Genomic DNA, 14635 nt, shown 5'->3' on the forward strand with positions numbered 1-14635 from the left:
CGAAAGGCACCGCCATGTCCACTCCCGACGACCTCGGATTCGATCTCAAGAAGAAGCGCCGCTGGCCCTGGATCGCCGGAGCGGCCGTCGTCGTGGTCGGCGTCGCCTCCGCGATCGCCGTCCCGCTCCTCTCCCCCGCCGTCTCGGCCAACGAGCAGGAGGGAGCGACGCTCTACGTCGCGACCGCCGAGGGCAACGCCTCCGAGCAGGCCCTGGTCGACTTCGTCGCGAAGGAGGTGGCGCCGCGCTACGGCATCACCGTCGCCTTCAAGGGGCTCTCGGACAGCAACACCATCAACCGCGCGGTGAGCGAGGGCGAGGTCGCGGCCACGGTGTACCAGCACAAGCTCTGGCTGGGACAGGTGCTCGAGGCCAACCCCGACTTCGAGGAGGAGGCGGCCACCCCCGTCTTCCGCTGGGGCTTCGGGCTCTGGAGCGACAAGTACTCCGACGTCTCCCAGATCCCCGACGGCGGCACGGTCTCGCTCTACTCCGACCCCGCCAACGAGGCGCAGGGCCTCTGGCTGCTGCAGAACGCCGGCCTGATCACGCTGAAGCCGGGCACGGAGCCGGGCACCGCGACCCAGGACGACATCGCCGAGAACCCGAAGAACCTGCAGTTCACCCTGCTCGACTTCGCCGCCCAGTCGCGCGCGCTGCCGGACCTCGACGCGGCCGTCGGCTACACCGAGTACTACCTCGCCGCCGGCATCCCGATCGAGCAGCAGATCTTCGCCCCGCAGGCCCCCGACGACTTCGCCGGGCAGCTCACCATCGGCTCGAAGTACCGCGACACCGAGAACGTGAAGAAGCTCGTCCAGGCCTTCCAGGACCCGGCCGTGCAGGAGTTCCTCGCCACGGACGAGACGGTGAAGGGGATCCTGCTGCCGATCGACGGCTGAGCAGGGCCGGAGCGACGGGGTCGCCTGAGGAGTCGCGCGCGGCTTCTCGGGCGACTCGGCGTCTGCGGACGTAGCGTGGGCTCATGAACACGTTCACTCTCCACAACGGTGTCGAGATCCCCGCCCTCGGACTCGGCGTCTTCCAGACTCCGCCCGACGAGACCCGCGCCGCCGTCGCCGCCGCGCTCGACGCGGGGTACCGGCACATCGACACGGCGGCGGCCTACGGCAACGAGCGCGAGGTGGGCGAGGCGATCGCCGGCCGCGACGACGTCTTCCTCGAGACGAAGGTGTGGATCAGCGACTACGGCTACGACGAGACGCTGCACGCCTTCGACAAGAGCGCGGGCAAGCTCGGCGTCGAGCGGATCGACCTGCTGATCCTGCACCAGGCCCTGCCCGAGGCCTTCGACCGCACCCTCGACGCCTATCGGGCGCTCGAGCGGCTGCTCGCCGACGGGAGGGTGCGGGCGATCGGCGTGAGCAACTTCATGGTCGAGCACCTCACCCGCCTGCTCGCCGAGACCGACGTCGTCCCCGCGGTGAACCAGCTCGAGGTGCACCCGTACTTCCAGCAGCGGCGGGTCGAGCGCTTCGGCTGCGAGAACGACATCCTCACCCAGGCCTGGTCGCCGATCGGCGGCATCACCGCCTACCGCGACTCCCCGCGCCGCAGCTTCGACGACCCGGTGCTCCTCGAGCTCGGCGCCAAGTACGGGAAGACGGCCGCGCAGGTGATGCTCCGCTGGCACCTGCAGGAGGGCCGCCAGGTCATCCCGAAGTCGACCCGCCCCGAGCGCATCGCCGAGAACATCGACGTGTTCGACTTCGCGCTCTCCGGCTCGGAGCTCGCAAGGATCGACGCCCTCGAGGCCGGCGTGCGCGGCGGACCGGAGCCCGAGGCCGTGACGCTGGAGGCGTACGGCCGCGACATCCCCGAGGCGTGAGGAAGGCGCCCGCGACGGGAACACCGGAGCCGTCGCGGGCGTTGCCCTCACCATGAGCGTTCCCCTCTCCATCCTCGACCTCGCCCCCATCGCCCCCGGTGAGACCGCTCGCGACAGCTTCGCCGCCTCCGTCGCCCTGGCCCAGGAGGCCGAGCGGAACGGCTACCGCCGCGTCTGGTACGCCGAGCACCACAACATGGCGAGCATCGCCTCCAGCGCGACCTCGGTGCTCATCGCGCACGTCGCCTCGCAGACCTCCACGATCCGCCTCGGCTCCGGCGGCGTCATGCTGCCGAACCACTCCCCGCTCACCATCGCCGAGCAGTTCGGCACCCTCGAGACACTGCACCCGGGACGGATCGACCTCGGACTCGGCCGCGCCCCCGGCAGCGACCAGGCGACCTTCCGCGCGCTCCGCCGCGACCCCGACTCCTCCGAGCGCTTCCCGCAGGACGTGCTGGAGCTGCAGGCCTTCCTCGCCGGCGAGTCCCGCATCCCCGGAGTGAGCGCGACGCCCGGTGCCGGCACCCGCGTCCCCCTCTACATCCTCGGCTCCTCGCTCTTCGGCGCGCAGCTCGCGGCCGCGCTGGGCCTGCCGTACGCGTTCGCCTCGCACTTCGCTCCGGACGCGCTCCACCAGGCCGTCGCGGAGTACCGGCGCGGCTTCCGCCCCTCCGAGCAGCTCGACGCCCCCTACGTGATCGCCGGGATGAACGCCATCGCCGCCGACACCGAGGAGGACGCGCAGGAGCAGTTCGCGCAGATGAAGCGCGCCCGCCTGATGATGCTGCTGCGCCAGAGCGGGCAGATCCCCGTCGGCCAGACCTTCGACGACGAGGAGCTCGACGCCCTGCTCAGCGCGCCGATCGGCGCCCACGTCGCGAGCATGACCACCTACACCGGTGTCGGCACCGGCGACCAGGTGGCCGACTACGCCGCCGACTTCGCCCGCTCCGCCGACGCCGACGAGGTCATCGTCGCTCACGCGTCGCTGCAGACGGAGGCGCGCCTGCGCTCGGTCGCGCTCCTCGCGCAGTCGAACGCGCGCGTCGCCGCCTGACGGGCGGCCGAGTCCGTCGACGCCGCCGCACGGGCCCCGTGCGCGACCGGGGCCGCGCATCGGCGGGCGTGCGGCGCGCATCGGCGGACTCCTGTGAAAGTGAGCCTCTAACGGGGGCCACCTCACAGGGAGTAACCCCGGGAGGAGCGCGTCCGCGGTGCCAGGCTGAGCCCTGTGTCGACGATGACGGGCAAGCGGCGTGAGCCCGGGGACGGCCCTGCGCGGTCAGCGGCCCTGCTGCTGCGGGTCTGCGCGGGCGACCGGACCGCCTTCCGGCAGCTCTACTCGCTCACCGCGGGCCGGGTCGTCTCCGTCGCGGACGCCGTGCTCGACGACCGCGCCGCAGCCGAGGAGGTCGCGCAGGAGGTCTACCTCGAGCTCTGGCGCACCGCGCGCTCGCTCGACCCGGGCCGTCCCGTGCTCGCCTTCCTGGCCCAGGTCGCGCACCGCCGTGCCGTGGACCGCGCCCGGGCGGACCGGTCGGCGCGGCGCCGGGAGCTGCAGTACACGGTCCTCGACCGGCCCCGCGATCACGAGTGGGAGCGCTCGGACGTCCGGCTGGCCCTGGCGCCCGCGGCCGGCGCGATCCGGCAGCTCGCCGCCATCCACCACGACGTCCTCTACCTCGCCTACGTCCGCGGGTACAGCCACTCCGAGATCGCGGAGGAGCTGTCGATCCCGCTCGGCACCGTCAAGACCCGGCTGCGCGACACCCTCATCCGCCTGCACACCCACCTGCAGTCCGCCGGCCCGGCGGACCCGGACGGCGGACCGGGACGGCGCATCCGGCACTGACCGGTGGCGCGGACGCCTCTGCACCACCGGGGTCGCACGCTTCCGGACCGTGTCCGGCCCGCTCAGCCCGCCTGCGTCGCGCCCGAGACCGCGAGCCCGACGATCACCGTCAGCACCGTCGTCCACAGCGCGATCGCGACGCCCTGCCAGAGCAGGATCCGCCCGCGGCCGACTCCGGCGCCCGCCAGCATCACCGCGGTGAAGTGCGTCGGGAGCAGCAGCGGCCCCAGCAGGCTCACGCCCGGGACGCCGTAGCGGGTGAAGGCCCGCTGGAACTTCTCGCGCCGCGGAGTCGTCCGCTTCGCCTCCGAGCGGCCCGTGATCGCCGAGCGGACGCCGGTGCCCAGCAGCACGAGCAGCGCCACGCAGACGAAGTTGCCGATCGCCCCCGCAAGCCCGGCGACGACCGGGTGGATGCCGCCGATGATCCCGATGCTCGCCGCTCCCTCGCCCTCGATGAAGGGGACGGCCCCGGCCGCGGCGACGACGAGGGGCTGCACGAGCTCGGGAACGCGGCCGATCAGGTCCTGGAATCCGAGGATCGCGTCGCTGATGATCGTCATGGTCGTGCCTTCCGGTACGTGGCCCCGGCTCTCGGGACTCCTCCATCCGACCGTGTCCGCGCCCGCTGCGGCAGTGCCGCCGGGTCACCGCGTCCCGGGAGGATCGACGGCCCGAGGGGTGACAAGTGTCATGGTCGTAGCCTGGGCCGCATGGTGAACTCGACCGAGCCGGATCCGCCCGTGCGCGCGGGCCGCGGCGTCGCCGTGACCTGGTGGTACACGCTCGCGTCGGCCGCCTCCTTCGTGGTGATCGTCCTGGCCGTCTGGTCCGTGGCGGTGCTGAGCGCCGAGGCCGAGGAGTGGCGGAAGGGCGCCTACTTCCTGGGCGCGGCCGCCTGGGTCGCGGTGTTCTCGCCGACCGCGCTCGCGTACCGGCGCGCCGACCGCGAGGGCCCGGTGCGCCTCCGGGCTGCGCCGACCCTGGTCTTCTGCCTCGGAGTGGCGGCCGCCGCGCTCACCGGCACGGCCGCCGGGAGCCTCGCGCTCGGGCTCTCGCTCGCCGCGACCCTGGTCGCCGTGCTGCCCTGGCAGAGCGGGGTGCGGCTCCGGGTGATGGTGCTCTGCACGATCGTCCTCGCGGTCGCGGCGGTGCTCGAGCAGACGCGAGCGGCGCCGGACGCGTCGGCCGCGCTCTCGACCCTCCTGCTTTTCGCGACGCTGCTGCCCCTGACGGTCGTCAGCGCGCTGTGGTGGTGGGACATCGTCCGCGAGCTCGACCGGGCGCGCGCCGCCGAGGGCCGACTCGCCGCCGCCCAGGAGCGCCTGCTGCTCGCCGGCGACGTGCACGACCTCCAGGGCCACCACCTCCAGGTCATCGCGCTGCAGCTCGAGCTCGCGGAGCGCCTCCTCGGCAGCGACCCGGAGGCCGCTCTCGAGCAGCTGCGCGCCGCCCAGCGCTCGGTCGACGGCGCCCGCACCGGCACTCGCGAGCTCGCGACGCGCTTCCGCAGCGTCCCGCTCGTCGACGAGCTGGCCAACGCCGCCGACCTGCTCCGCTCGGCCGGGCTCCGCGTCGAGCTCGAGGTCGACCCGGCGGCGGCTCACGCGCCGGCCGAGACGCTCGGGCCGGTGGTCCGCGAGACGACGACGAACATCCTCAAGCACGGCGGCGGCTCCAGCGCGCGGCTGCGGCTCGCGCGGGAGCAGGACGAGTGGCGGTTCGAGGCGGTGAACGACCTGGCACCGGACGCGGAGGAGGCGGACGGGACCGGCTCGGGCGTCCTCGGCATGGCGGAGCGGGTCGAGCGCGCGGGCGGGACGCTGCGCGCCGGGGCGGTCCGCCGCTCCTTCGAGCTGGACGCGCGCCTGCCGGTGGGGAGCGACTCGTGATCCGGGTGCTGATCGCCGACGACGAGGACATGATCCGCACGGCGCTGGCCGCGCTCCTCCGCCTCGAGGAGGACCTCGAGATCGTGGGCGAGTGCCGCGACGGCGAGCAGGCGGTCGCGGAGGCGCTGCGCCTGCAGCCCGACGTGTGCCTCTTCGACGTCGAGATGCCCGGGCTCGACGGGATCGAGGCGGCGGAGCGGCTGCGCCGGGTCTCGGCGACGCGCGTCGTGGTCGTCACCCGGCACGCGCGGCCGGGGGTCCTGCGGCGAGCGCTCGGAGCGGGCGTCAGCGGTTTCCTGCCGAAGTCGCGCCGGGTCGAGGACGTCGCCGAGGTGATCCGCCAGGTCGCGAGCGGACGCCGCTACGTCGATCCGGAGATCGCCGCCGACGCCCTGGCGAGCACGCGCAGCCCGCTGACCGACCGCGAGCTCGACGTGCTCAGCGCCGGCTCCCGCGGCGAGACGATCGGCGAGATCGGCGCGGCGCTGCACCTCTCCTCCGGCACCGTCCGCAACCACGTCTCGTCGATCCTGCGCAAGCTCGACGTCGACACCCGCCAGCGCGCGGTCATCGAGGCCCGCGAGCGCGGCTGGATCTGAGCGCAGGCGCCGCAACGGCAGCCACTCCGCAGGAGTCGTCGCACTCACGCTCGAGTGCGACGACTTCTGCGTTCTCGCGAGCGGTGCCCGTCAGGCCGTCGGCGTCCAGATCCGCATCGTCGACGGTCCCCGGTTCGCCCAGCGGTGGTACGGCCGGAACTCCGCCTCGAAGCGGCGCCCCTCCTCCACCGGCACGGAACCGTAGGGCCAGCCGGGAGCCGCCTCCCGCGCCACGAGGGACACGCGCGCTCCCTCCGCCGTCACGACGGGCGGCACCGACGCGTCGACCGCGATGTGCTCGGTGTCCAGGCCCTCGGGCAGGTCGAGCGACTCGATCGCGAGCACGAACGGCCCGCGCTCGAGGGCGACCTGGCCGCGCACCGCGTCGATCCGGGGATGCGGAGCGACGAAGCGGGCCGTCATCGGCAGCGAGAGCCGCACGGTGTCGCCGGCGGAGAACGCCCGGCGGACGGTGACGGTCGGCGTCGAGACCGGCTCGCCGTCGAGGAGCGCCGAGCCCCGCGCGAACGGAGGGACCCGCAGCGTCAGCGCGAACTCCGCGTCCTCGAGGATCCGCACGACGATCTCGCCGTCGGCCGGGTACTCCGTCTCGACGCGCAGCGCGACGCCTCCGGTGCGCACCTCGTACGCGCCGTACTGGTGGAGCTGCACGCCCTCGTCGGTGGCGGTCGCGAAGCCGAGCTCGACGCTCGCCAGGGTACGGGCGGTGTTGGTCGGGCAGCACGAGACCCAGAACCACGGCGCGCGGAGGCTGGACTGCGCGCGGTCGGTCTCGCGCGACTCGTCCGGCGCCACTCCGTCGACGCGCTGCTGCAGCGTGTTCGTGTAGAAGAAGGCGCGGCCGTCGTCGCGGGTGGCGGGGAGCACCGCGTTCAGCAGCGTCCGCTCCATCAGGTCCGCGTAGCGGTGCTCGTTCGAGCCGAGCAGGAGCCGCCAGCTGAGCATCGTGGAGCCGATCGCCGCGCAGGTCTCGGCGTAGGCGCGGTCCGGCGGCAGCTCGTAGTCGGCGCCGAACGCCTCGTCCTGGTGGTGCGAGCCCATCCCGCCCGTGACGTAGGTGCGCCGCTCGACGGTCGCCTCCCACTGGCGGCGGACCGCCTCCTCCAGCTCGGCGTCGCCGGTCTCGACCGCGACATCGAGAGCCCCGGAGGCGAGGTAGAGGGCCCGCACCGCGTGGCCGCGCAGCACCTCCGCGTCGCGCACGGGCACGTCGTCCTGGAAGTACTCGGCGCCGAACGCGATCGGCTTCAGCGTCCCCGTCCCGCGCCGCTCCACGAAGAGGCGGGCCAGCTCGAGGTAGCGCTCCTCCCCCGTCGCCCGCGCCAGCTCGGCGAGCGCCGGCTCGATCTCGGGGTGGCCGCACACGGCGCCCCTCCCCTCGGGCCCGAACTCGCGGTGCACGTGGTCGGCGAGGCGCCGGGCGACCTGCGGCAGGAGGTCGTCGTGCCCGGTGCGGAGCCGCGCCACGGCGGCCTGGATCAGGTGCCCGAAGCTGTACAGCTCGTGGCCCCACTCCAGGTCGGAGTAGCGCGCACGCTGGCCGGGCCGGCCGAAGCTCGTGTGCAGGTACCCGTCCGGGTCCTGGGCGGAGGCGACCCGCGCGACGAGGTCGTCGTACCGCTCCTGCAGCCCGGCGTCGTCGCTCCGGCCGAGCTCCCAGGCCATGGCCTCGAGGAGCTTGTAGACCTCGGAGTCCACGAACTCGATGCCCGCGTGCGCGTCGCCGCTCTCGGCGGACGAGATCGAGCCGTCGGCCGCGCGGTCGAAGTTGCCGGCCCAGCCGACGCGCTCGATCCACGAGCGGCAGTGCTCGATGACGGCGGAGGAGTTGAGGTCCTGGTAGTGCTTCCAGAAGCCGCCGGTGAGGCGGATCTCGTCCTGGCGCAGCGGCCGGAGCACGCTCCGCGAGGGGGCGACCGGGCCGCCGAGGGCGGTGGCGGTGGGGGCGGTGAGGGTCACGGTGTCTCCTTGGAGGGACGGGTCAGTCCTTGACGGCGCCGGCGGTGACTCCCGCCGAGACGTACCGCTGGGCGACGACGAGGAGGACGGCGGCCGGGAGCGAGGCGACCACGGCGGTCGCCATGATCGAGTTCCACTCCTGGTTGTTGTTGCCGATGTACTTGTAGATGCCGAGGGTGATCGGCTGGAGCTTCCCGCCGCTGTCGAGCGTCGAGGCGAAGATGAAGTCCGACCAGGCCCAGAGGAACGCGAACAGCGAGACGGTGACGACGGAGTTGCGGCTGATCGGCATGATCACCGAGGTGAAGGTGCGCCAGGCGCTCGCTCCGTCCATCCGCGCCGCCTGGGTGAGCTCGTCGGGGATCCCCGACATGAAGGCCGTGAAGATCAGCACGCCGAACGGCACCGCGATGGTGGAGTCGGCCACGATCAGGCCCGGGATCGAGTTGAGCAGCCCCAGGTTGAGGTAGATGGCGTAGAAGCCCATCGCCATGATGATCGCCGGGATCATCTGCGCGATCAGCAGCACGAACGAGAGGGCCTGACCGCCGCGGGGCCGCAGCTTCGCCAGCGAGTAGGCGGCGGGAGCGGCGATCGCCACGGTCAGCAGCACCGTGCCCAGGCCGACGACGAGGCTGGTGCCCAGGTAGGGCAGCTGCTCGCTCAGCACCGCCTGGTAGCCGGTGAACGTGGGAGAGAACGGGAACCAGTCCGGCGGATCCTTCCGCATCGAGCCGGTCGGAGTGAGGGAGACGTTGATCATCCAGTAGACGGGGAACAGCATGACCGCCGTGAGGGCGATCCCGACCACCGTCAGGTACCAGGGGCGGCGGGCGGTCACGAGTCGGCCTGCTTCCGCTGGACCCGGATGTACACGAGGCCGAAGACGAGGGCCAGGATGATCAGCAGGTTGCCGACGGCCGCGGCCGGTCCGAAGTCGGGCAGCATCGAGCCGAAGCCGAGCTGGTACGTCCAGGTGGCGAGCGTGGTCGAGGAGTCGGCGGGGCCGCCCTTCGTCATGATCCAGATGATGTCGAACACCTTCAGCGTGTAGACGAGGCCGAGCAGGATCGTGATCGCCGACACCGGCCGCAGCAGCGGCAGCGTGATCCGCCAGAACTGCTGGGCGCCGGTCGCGCCGTCGAGCGAGGCCGCCTCGTAGAGGTCCTGCGAGATGTTCTGCAGGCCGGAGTAGAGGATCACCAGGTTGAACGGGATGCCGATCCAGATGTTCGCGATCAGGACCGCGATCAGCGAGGTGGTCGGCGAGGTGAGCCAGTTGATCTGGCCGATCCCGAACGACTCCAGGAACGCGTTCACGATGCCGGAGTCGCTGTTGAGCATCCACGACCAGGTCGACGCCGAGACGATCAGCGGCAGGAGCCACGGCACCAGGAACAGCGCCCGGAGCGTGCTCGCCAGCGGGAAGCGGCGGTAGAAGAACACGGCGAGCGCCAGCCCCAGCGTGAACTGGAAGAGGAGCGAGACGCCGGTGAAGACCGCCGTGTGCAGCAGCGCCGGGCCGAAGGTCGCGTCCTGGAACACCTGGACGTAGTTGTCGAACCAGACGAAGGGTGCGTTCCCCTGCACGAACGAGCGGACCGTGTAGTCCTTCAGGCTCAGCTCGAGGTTGCGGTACAGCGGGAACGCGTAGAAGACGAGCAGGTAGGCGACGAGCGGGGCGAGGAACGCCCACGCGACCAGACGGCCGCCCTCGGGGCGCCGGCGGCGCCGACGGCTCTCGGCGGCCGGGGCGGGCGGGGCCGGCGGCTCGGTGCCGCGCCGCAGGAGGCGGGCGGTCTCGGTGGCAGTGGTCATGGTCTCTCCCGTCCCCCCGGCCGGTGCGCGGAGCACCGGCCGGGGGGACCTCGTTCGGGGAGCGGGAGCCCCCGGTCGTCCTACTTCGTGGCGGATTCGGCGGCCGACTGGGCGGCCTTCAGGGCGTCCTCGGGAGACTGCGAGCCGCTGAGCACGGTCTGCACCGCGCCCCACAGCTGCTCCGAGATCTTCGGGTACTTCGTGCCGAGGTCGTCCGAGGTGCGGCCCTTCGCGGCCTGCACGGCGGTGACCCACGGCTCGAGGTCGGCGTTGCCGGCGACCTGCTCCTGCTGCGCCTCGGCCGTCGGCGCGATGTACGAGAGCGTGTTGTCGGTCGTGACCAGGCTCTCCGTCGAGGTCAGGCACTCGGCGATCTTCTTCGAGGTCTCGTAGCGCGCCGTGTCCGACTGCACCGGGAGGGTGAGGAACTCGCCTCCGGTCGGTGCGGGGGCCGCACCGCCGTCCTTCGACGGGATGGTCAGGACGCCGTAGTCGATGCCCGAGGCCTTCGCGTTGGCCAGCTGCCAGGTGCCGTTCTCGCCGAACGCGTACTCGCCGGTCTCGAACTCCTGCCAGCTCGTGGTCTGCGTGTTGCCGATCACGGAGTTGGGCGCGTAGCCCTTCTCCAGCCAGTCGCTCCAGAGCGAGACGGCGTCGACCGCGGCGGGCGAGTCGAGGTCGGTCAGCTCGGCGCCGGAGCCCCAGAACCACGGCAGGAACTGGAAGGTCCCCTCCTCCGTGCCGATGCCGGAGAACGTGATGCCCTTGCCACCGGAGGCGGTGACCTTCTCGAGCGCGTCGGTCAGCCCGGCCCAGTCGGTGATGGAGGCGGCGTCCACGCCAGCCTTCTCGAGCACGGCCTTGTTGTAGTACAGCGCGAGCGTGTTGGCGCCGATCGGCACGCCGAAGGTGTCGCTGCCGGTCTGGCCGGCCGCGAGGATGTTCGCGTCGATCCCGTCGGTGGAGAGCCCGGACTCGGCGGTCGTGGTCAGGATGCCCGACTCCGCGAGCGTCGAGACCACGGGGTTGTCGACGAGCAGGAGGTCGGGCGAGTTGCCCTGCTGGCCGGCGAGCAGCGCCTTGTTGGTCAGGTCGGTGGTGTCGTAGCCGGTGCGCTCGACGGTGACGCCGGCCTCGGTCCCGCAGGAGTCGATGAGCTTCGCCCAGTCGGACGACTCGTCGAACTGGGGGTACGGGTCCCAGAACGTGTAGCTGCCTCCCGCGGCGGAGCCGGAGTCTCCCCCGGAGCCGCTCGCGCAGCCGGTCAGTGCGGCGGCGGCCGTCCCCAGCAGGACGGCGGCGGCGAGGCCCCGAGCGTGCTTCCTCGTCTTCACGGATGATCCCTTCGTCGTTGATGGATTCCTCGGCAGTCGTCCCGATCGTCTACGCCGGGCCGAAACTACTTTCTGTCGGGTAAACCTAAGCAGGGGCTGTCAGCGCGTCAAGAGATGCGACCTTTTCGGTCTTTTCGGTTTTTCGCCGGAGTCGTGCGAGGATCGACGCGGCGGCCCGCCGGGCCCGGAACGGAGGCGCGGTGCCACCACGCAAGCCCACCGGCACCATCACGCTCACCGACGTGGCGGCCGCCGCCGGCGTCTCGATCGCCACAGCCTCCAAGGCGCTCAACGGCCGCGACCAGGTGCGCGCCGAGACCCGCCAGCGCGTGCTGGACGCCGCCGAGGCCCTCTCCTTCACCCCGAACCCGTTCGCGCAGGCCCTCAACTCCCGGCGCACGGGCACTATCGGGATGCTCACGAACGACCTCGACAACCGTTTCGTGCTCCCCGTGCTGCTCGGCGCCGAGGACGCGTTCGGCGCCGGATCGACGTCGGTGCTCCTCTGCGACGCCCGCGGCGACTCGATCCGCGAGCAGCACCACATCAAGAACCTGCTCGCCAAGCGCGTCGACGGGATCGTGGTGCTCGGCCGGACGACGAACCCGCGCCCTTCGATCACCCGCACCATCCCGGTGCCGGTCGTCTACGCCTATGCGCCCTCGGAGGATCCGCGCGACTCCTCCTTCACGCCCGACAACGTGCAGGCCGGCGTCCTCGCCGCCCGCCACCTGATCGAGCGCGGACGGACGAGGATCGCCCTCGTCAACGGCGAGCCGAGCTACACCGCCGCGCACGACCGCGCCCGGGGCGTCGAGCAGGCGCTGACGGAGGCGGGGCTCCCGCTGGTCGGCGGCGGCGTCCTCTTCGGGCAGTGGTCCGAGAGCTGGGGCCGCCAGTGCGCCGAGACGCTGCTGCGCGCGCATCCGGACCTCGACGCGATCATCTGCGCGAGCGACCAGATCGCCCGCGGCACCCTCGACCACCTGCGCGAGACCGGCCGGCGGGTGCCGCAGGACGTGGCCGTCGTCGGCTTCGACAACTGGGACCTCCTCGTCGAGGCCGCCCGCCCGCCGCTCTCGAGCATCGACATGATGCTCGACACGCTCGGCCGCGCCGCCGCGGAGGAGCTCTCGAACGCGATCCACGGACGTCCGACCGCGGGCGTGCAGGCCATGCCCGTCCGTCTCGTGCCGCGGGAGTCCTCCGGCTGACGCCCCCGCCCTCCGCGAGAACGCGGAGGACACCGCCTGCTCAGCGGTGTCCCGACGCTCGGAGCGGCGTCTCGACGCACGAGCGGGCCAGCGCGCATCGGCGAGGACACCGGAGGGACGGGCGGAGCGCAATCGAGGGCGCAGACGTGCGCCGGACCCCTCGGGAGTCCGGCGCACGGCCTGGCGGTGATCAGCTTCCGGTGATCAGCCGGGATCAGCTCCCGGTGCGCTCACCGCGGCGTCGGAGGGTGAGGAGCATCAGACCGCCGCCGAGCAGGGCGAGCAGGCCCAGCACTCCGGCGGTCGCCGTCGCTGCGGCGTCCACTCCGGTCGAGGCGAGAGCCGGACCGCGGGGACCGTTCGACCCGGACACGGGAACGACCGCGGCGTGGGAGGGCGCCGGTCGCGGCGCTGTGGTCGCGGTCGGAGTGGGCGAGGCCGTGGGCGTCGCGGTCGGCGTGGGGGTGGGGGTCGCCGTCGGAGCCACGGTCGGGGTCGCCGTCGGCGTGGTCGTCGGCGTGACCGTCGGAGCCACGGTGGGCGCGATCGTCGGAGTCACCGTCGGAGTGACGGTGGGCGCGATCGTCGGAGTCACCGTCGGCACGACGGTGGGAGTCACCGTCGGAGTCACCGTCGGCACGACGGTGGGAGTCACCGTCGGGGTGACGGTGGGAGTCACGGTCGGCGTGACAGTGGGTGTGACCGTCGGCGTCACGGTCGGCGTGACGGTGAGGGTCACGGTCGGCGTGACGGTGGGGGTCACCGTCGGGGTCACGGTCGGAGTGATGGTCGGGGTCACCGTCGGCGTGACCGTGGGCGTCACGGTCGGCGTGACCGTGGGGGTCACGGTCGGCGTGACTGTCGGCGTGACCGTCGGCGTCACGGTGGGCGTGACCGTCGGGGTCACGGTCGGCGTCACGGTCGGCGTGACCGTCGGGGTCACGGTCGGCGTTACGGTCGGCGTGACCGTCGGGGTCACGGTCGGCGTGACCGTCGGCGTCACGGTCGGCGTCACGGTCGGCGTGACCGTCGGCGTCACGGTCGGCGTGACCGTCGGCGTCACGGTCGGCGTCACGGTCGGCGTGATGGTCGGCGTAGCCGTCGGCGACGGTCCGCCGTCGGAGGGCTCGCAGCCCGGCTCGGTGAAGTCGTTGGAGTCGAGCGTGACCGCTCCCGTGCGGGCCAGTGCGCGGCCCTCGACGGAGACGCCCGTCGTCACCGTGATCGATGCCGAGGCGAGCACGGAGCCCACGAAGTCCGATTCGGTGCCGAGCGTCGCGGAGCTGCCGATCTGCCAGTAGACGTTGCAGGCCTGCGCTCCGTTGATCAGGGCCACCGTGCTCGACGAGGCCGTCGTCAGCGTCGACGCGGCGCGGATCACGAAGACCGCCTCGTTGACGCCCTCGGCGTCGAGCGTGAGCGTCCCCATCACTCCGACCGGTCCGGCCGCGGTGTAGACCCCGGGCTTCAGCGTCCTGCCGCCGATCTCGGCGTCGATCTGCGCGGTCGTCGCCTGCGAGGCGAGCTGTCCGTAGGCGGTGCCCACGTCGGCCTGGGCCTGAGCCGCCTCCGCGTCTCCGCGTCTCCGCGGTGGATCACTCCGTCCGTACGTCCGGGCGGGAGCCCGGTGACGGCGGTCAGCGGGCTGACCCCGATGCTCTGGTCCAGGACGCTCGACCCCGTGTTCGTCACGGTCGACGCGGCCAGGACCGAGTAGTCCTCCGCCGTGCCGAGGTCGGGAGCAGTGGCCGCCTGCGCCGAGACGCCGGCGAAGAGCGCGGCGCCGACGACGGCGAGGACGACACCCGTCCCGATCGCCCCTCTTCTGCGGTTCTGCCGATGACGGCGGAGCGAGGTGCGAGAGGACACGTGCGGCACGAGGCCAGCGATCTGCCCACGTCAGCGTGAGCTCAATAACCCGAGGTGGGAGGCTCGAACCGTAGGTCGCGCTCCTCGCCCGCGTCTATGCCGCGACCCTGACGGGGGGCAGGATCCGCCGACGACGTCCCCCGACCCGGGACATCCTCGCCACCGGAGTCCTCGCGCCGGTGACGGCGGACCCGGCCGGCGGAGCGGATCAGCGGTGACGCCCGC

The 14635-nt window shown here is 72.5% G+C and carries 13 protein-coding genes; 7 read left to right on the forward strand and 6 right to left on the reverse strand.

Annotated features, from left to right (window positions below):
* Nucleotides 1-14 precede the first annotated feature (14 nt).
* The 4 genes from C5C53_RS00610 to C5C53_RS00625 all read left to right on the forward strand — a co-directional run bounded on the left by C5C53_RS00610 (nucleotide 15) and on the right by C5C53_RS00625 (nucleotide 3704).
* Nucleotides 15-902: a MetQ/NlpA family ABC transporter substrate-binding protein gene (locus tag C5C53_RS00610; RefSeq protein ID WP_104257783.1), complete on the forward strand. Its 888-nt coding sequence runs from the start codon at nucleotides 15-17 to the stop codon at nucleotides 900-902.
* Nucleotides 903-985: 83 nt separating this feature from the next.
* Nucleotides 986-1849: an aldo/keto reductase gene (locus C5C53_RS00615; protein WP_104222706.1), complete on the forward strand. Its 864-nt coding sequence runs from the start codon at nucleotides 986-988 to the stop codon at nucleotides 1847-1849.
* A gap of 52 nt (nucleotides 1850-1901) precedes the next feature.
* The gene (locus C5C53_RS00620) at nucleotides 1902-2909 is read left to right on the forward strand and encodes an LLM class flavin-dependent oxidoreductase (RefSeq protein WP_104232972.1); all 1008 of its coding nucleotides are present in this window, start codon (nucleotides 1902-1904) and stop codon (nucleotides 2907-2909) included.
* Nucleotides 2910-3092: 183 nt separating this feature from the next.
* Nucleotides 3093-3704 (forward strand): sigma-70 family RNA polymerase sigma factor, encoded by a 612-nt coding sequence (locus tag C5C53_RS00625; protein ID WP_258063255.1) that lies wholly within the window; start codon nucleotides 3093-3095, stop codon nucleotides 3702-3704.
* A 62-nt stretch (nucleotides 3705-3766) separates the two neighbouring features.
* Here C5C53_RS00625 and C5C53_RS00630 read toward each other — a convergent pair whose 3' ends face one another.
* Complete coding sequence (locus C5C53_RS00630; RefSeq protein WP_104225805.1) at nucleotides 3767-4267, reverse strand: small multidrug efflux protein; 501 nt, start codon at nucleotides 4265-4267, stop codon at nucleotides 3767-3769.
* A gap of 150 nt (nucleotides 4268-4417) precedes the next feature.
* On the opposite strand from C5C53_RS00630, the gene C5C53_RS00635 reads away from it, so the two are divergent.
* Nucleotides 4418-5596 (forward strand): sensor histidine kinase, encoded by a 1179-nt coding sequence (locus C5C53_RS00635; protein ID WP_104266554.1) that lies wholly within the window; start codon nucleotides 4418-4420, stop codon nucleotides 5594-5596.
* Complete coding sequence (locus tag C5C53_RS00640) at nucleotides 5593-6195, forward strand: response regulator transcription factor (protein WP_104222701.1); 603 nt, start codon at nucleotides 5593-5595, stop codon at nucleotides 6193-6195. The genes C5C53_RS00635 and C5C53_RS00640 overlap by 4 nt, the downstream gene beginning before the upstream one ends.
* Before the next feature lie 90 nt (nucleotides 6196-6285).
* Here the strand turns inward: C5C53_RS00640 and C5C53_RS00645 are convergent, their stop codons facing one another.
* The 4 genes from C5C53_RS00645 to C5C53_RS00660 form a co-directional block, all read right to left on the reverse strand.
* Complete coding sequence (locus C5C53_RS00645; protein ID WP_104266555.1) at nucleotides 6286-8175, reverse strand: glycoside hydrolase family 127 protein; 1890 nt, start codon at nucleotides 8173-8175, stop codon at nucleotides 6286-6288.
* Between the two features lie 22 nt (nucleotides 8176-8197).
* Nucleotides 8198-9016, reverse strand: coding sequence for a carbohydrate ABC transporter permease (locus tag C5C53_RS00650; protein ID WP_104222699.1), 819 nt, complete (start codon nucleotides 9014-9016; stop codon nucleotides 8198-8200).
* Nucleotides 9013-9993 (reverse strand): carbohydrate ABC transporter permease, encoded by a 981-nt coding sequence (locus C5C53_RS00655; RefSeq protein ID WP_104247032.1) that lies wholly within the window; start codon nucleotides 9991-9993, stop codon nucleotides 9013-9015. Before C5C53_RS00655 ends, C5C53_RS00650 begins: the two co-directional genes overlap by 4 nt.
* Before the next feature lie 80 nt (nucleotides 9994-10073).
* A complete protein-coding gene (locus tag C5C53_RS00660; RefSeq protein WP_104266556.1) occupies nucleotides 10074-11327 on the reverse strand; it encodes an extracellular solute-binding protein in 1254 nt (417 codons plus the stop codon).
* Between the two features lie 200 nt (nucleotides 11328-11527).
* Between C5C53_RS00660 and C5C53_RS00665 the strand changes: the two genes are divergently transcribed.
* Complete coding sequence (locus tag C5C53_RS00665) at nucleotides 11528-12541, forward strand: LacI family DNA-binding transcriptional regulator (protein WP_104225800.1); 1014 nt, start codon at nucleotides 11528-11530, stop codon at nucleotides 12539-12541.
* A gap of 214 nt (nucleotides 12542-12755) precedes the next feature.
* Here C5C53_RS00665 and C5C53_RS17270 read toward each other — a convergent pair whose 3' ends face one another.
* On the reverse strand, nucleotides 12756-14456 hold the full coding sequence (locus tag C5C53_RS17270; protein WP_308470974.1) for an ice-binding family protein: 1701 nt from the start codon (nucleotides 14454-14456) through the stop codon (nucleotides 12756-12758).
* Nucleotides 14457-14635 lie beyond the last annotated feature (179 nt).

Origin of the sequence: Rathayibacter sp. AY1E3 (genome assembly GCF_002932235.1) — a bacterium.
Lineage (GTDB): Bacteria > Actinomycetota > Actinomycetes > Actinomycetales > Microbacteriaceae > Rathayibacter.

Bases quoted from the DNA above. Each gene is read 5' to 3' on its own strand.
- C5C53_RS00625 (WP_258063255.1), top strand. From the start codon at position 3,093: ATGACGGGCAAGCGGCGTGAGCCCGGGGACGGCCCTGCGCGGTCAGCG.
- C5C53_RS00610 (WP_104257783.1), top strand. From the start codon at position 15: ATGTCCACTCCCGACGACCTCGGATTCGATCTCAAGAAGAAGCGCCGC.
- C5C53_RS00655 (WP_104247032.1), bottom strand. From the start codon at position 9,993: ATGACCACTGCCACCGAGACCGCCCGCCTCCTGCGGCGCGGCACCGAG.
- C5C53_RS00635 (WP_104266554.1), top strand. From the start codon at position 4,418: ATGGTGAACTCGACCGAGCCGGATCCGCCCGTGCGCGCGGGCCGCGGC.
- C5C53_RS00615 (WP_104222706.1), top strand. From the start codon at position 986: ATGAACACGTTCACTCTCCACAACGGTGTCGAGATCCCCGCCCTCGGA.
- C5C53_RS00620 (WP_104232972.1), top strand. From the start codon at position 1,902: ATGAGCGTTCCCCTCTCCATCCTCGACCTCGCCCCCATCGCCCCCGGT.
- C5C53_RS00630 (WP_104225805.1), bottom strand. From the start codon at position 4,267: ATGACGATCATCAGCGACGCGATCCTCGGATTCCAGGACCTGATCGGC.